Origin of the sequence: Pseudoalteromonas sp. NJ631, assembly GCF_000276645.1 — a bacterium.
Lineage (GTDB): Bacteria > Pseudomonadota > Gammaproteobacteria > Enterobacterales > Alteromonadaceae > Pseudoalteromonas > Pseudoalteromonas piscicida.
Genome location: NZ_AKXJ01000034.1, coordinates 1 through 1,797 on the forward strand (window position 1 = coordinate 1; position 1,797 = coordinate 1,797).

At 47.6% G+C, this 1,797-nt stretch carries 2 protein-coding genes; both read right to left on the bottom strand.

Annotation, left to right across the window (positions count from 1 at the left end; genetic code table 11):
• On the bottom strand, positions 1–1,528 hold a 1,528-nt coding region (locus A587_RS0123655; RefSeq protein ID WP_017219562.1), incomplete at its 3' end, for a condensation domain-containing protein.
• The coding region (locus tag A587_RS24390; protein ID WP_017219563.1) for a phosphopantetheine-binding protein at positions 1,525–1,797 on the bottom strand (273 nt) is incomplete at its 5' end. The genes A587_RS0123655 and A587_RS24390, both read right to left, overlap by 4 nt.

Consider the following 1,797-nt stretch of genomic DNA (forward strand, 5'->3'; position numbering starts at 1 on the left):
GCACAGCCTCCTGCTCGGGGTGGAGTGACACTCTGGCTTCAAAAAACTCATGAATACACCTATTTGATGGCCAATCAGTCGCGGTATTATTCCAGCCGAGCAGCAGTTGCTGCCTTTCTTGCTCGGTCACCAGCTCATGGCCAAAAACATGCCTATTCGGCGATTGCGACAGGGCAGATAACAGGACTTCAAAATGCCTCGCCATCTGCTGTATGGTTTCCTGATTGAATAAGTCGGTATTAAACTCCCAGGCCAGTTCGAGCCCTTGCGCTTTTTCAAGAATATTTAAGCTCAGATCAAATTGTGTGCTACCGACACCTTTAAGTTTTAACTCTGAAACCTCAATCCCCGGCAGCACCAAGCAGCTTTCATCCTCTTGCTGTAACGTCATCACCACCTGAAACAAAGGGCTGTGGCTCAGACCTGATTTAAGCTGCTGCTGTTTGATAACACACTCGAAAGGGAGCTGTTGATGCTCATACGCTTGTTGGATGGTTTCGCGGCTCAGGGCCAATACCTCAAGAAAATCAGGATCGCCAGCCAAATTGCTGCGCAGCACCAAAAAATTCATCAAACTGCCTATAAGACCCGCAGCGCCTGAGTGCTGTCGGTTATCGGCCTGAGTACCTATCACTATGTCATCGATATTGCTGTAGCGGGACATTAATATCGAAAAAACGGCATGCAGTCCGGCAAAGAGACTTGCCCCCTGCTCCCGGCACAAGGCTGCCAACAGCTCATGACTGGCTTGATCTAAGGTAGAGACATGGACATCCCCGTTAAAAGTCTGTATCGCTGGCCTGGGATGATCCAGTGGTAAACCATGAACAAGAGGTAACCCCTTAAGCTGCTGTTCCCAGTAAGCAAGCTGCTGGTCAAAAACACCTGTTTGCAAACCATACCGCTGCCAGTGGGCATAGTCTGAGTACTTCAGAGTGATCGGCATCAAAGGCTTCTCTTTTCCCTGCTCACTGGCCGAGTACATAACACCCAACTCATTGAGTAGTACTTTCATGGAGCTGGGATCGCAGACCATAGCATGGGAGATCACCAGTAAAATATGCTCATCGGCGGCTACTTTAAGCAAGTGCGCCCGCAGCATCAGATCCCGGGCCAGATCAAAAGGCCTCCCTACTTCGGCGGATAGCAAAGTGGCAATTTCGGCCTCCCGTGCTCCTGCAGCCATATCGGATAAATCTGTCACTGGCATTTCCAGAGAAAGTGCCTGTAGGAACACAGGTATAACCGAATCATTTTCTCCAACTTGAAAACATGTGTGCAGGCTTTGATGCCGTGCCAGCAGAAGGTCAAATGCCCGTTGTAAGCTAGCTTGGTTCAAGCTGCCGCTAAGTTTTAAGGCCACGGCAAGGTTAAGATGATGACTGCCGCCGCTAAGCTGATCCTGAAGCCAGACCCTTGACTGGCTAAAAGACAGTTCATTGTCGCCCCCTATCATCTCTCCATAAGCCTGTCCGATAAAAGAGCTAAGAGCGGTTGATCCCATTTTATTGTTATTATTTATATTCATATTTCAAAAAAGTCCAAGTCCTGCTCTTGTTCATCGCAATTGGCATTACCAGCTACAGCATCAAGATGTAATGCTAATGATTTCAAGTTATCCAGCATAAAAACATGTGATACAGCCAGTTTTATTTCGAACTCTTGCTCAATGGCAGTCAATAACTTAACAAACAATAAGGAGTTTCCGCCAAGTTCAAAGAAATTATCCATAATTCCGACTTGTTCCACCTCCAGCACTTGCTGCCAAATACTACATAACGCCCGTTCCGTATCCGA